General features: G+C 53.7%; 1 pseudogene. It reads right to left on the bottom strand.

Annotated elements, in window-relative coordinates:
* Positions 1-93: 93 nt before the first annotated feature.
* Positions 94-432, bottom strand: a pseudogene (locus GWC77_RS29935) (hypothetical protein); the annotation flags it as partial.

The raw sequence follows: 432 nt of genomic DNA, 5'->3' as shown, positions 1-432 counted from the left end.
AATCGCCGCCGCCGGCATTCTTCGATTGGCTATCGCACGCCGGTTCAGCAGTATGAAGCCTGGTTCGAGGAAGAGAAATTAGCAGCGTAGGTGCTACGTTGGTAGCCGGAAAACGCGCCCAAGCTCAAGCTTCATTTCGCCTTCGAGGAACTCACGGCATGCTTCAGGCACTGCCTCGGCATGTTCACGAGTTCCTTTGACTACGATCACAAAGTCATCTGCGTACCGACAGTAGGCGATTGCTGGTTTCCACTGCCGGTTTTCTCGAACAGTAATTGGACGCTGCTTGAGAATCGCGAAGTTCCATGTGGCGCGACAATCTGGATGAGAGACGCGCGACAAACAAGATGAGAATGTCGCGGCGAGGTTGATGATGCCGATGTTGATTGACGCTGACAAGCGTTTGTTGATTGACGCGCGGCGCATGTTGCA

It is taken from the genome of Paraburkholderia sp. NMBU_R16 (assembly GCF_013282575.1).
In the GTDB taxonomy this organism is placed as follows: domain Bacteria; phylum Pseudomonadota; class Gammaproteobacteria; order Burkholderiales; family Burkholderiaceae; genus Trinickia.
Note: the sequence above shows the minus strand (reverse complement) of the source record. Positions and strands in the feature narration are given on the sequence as shown.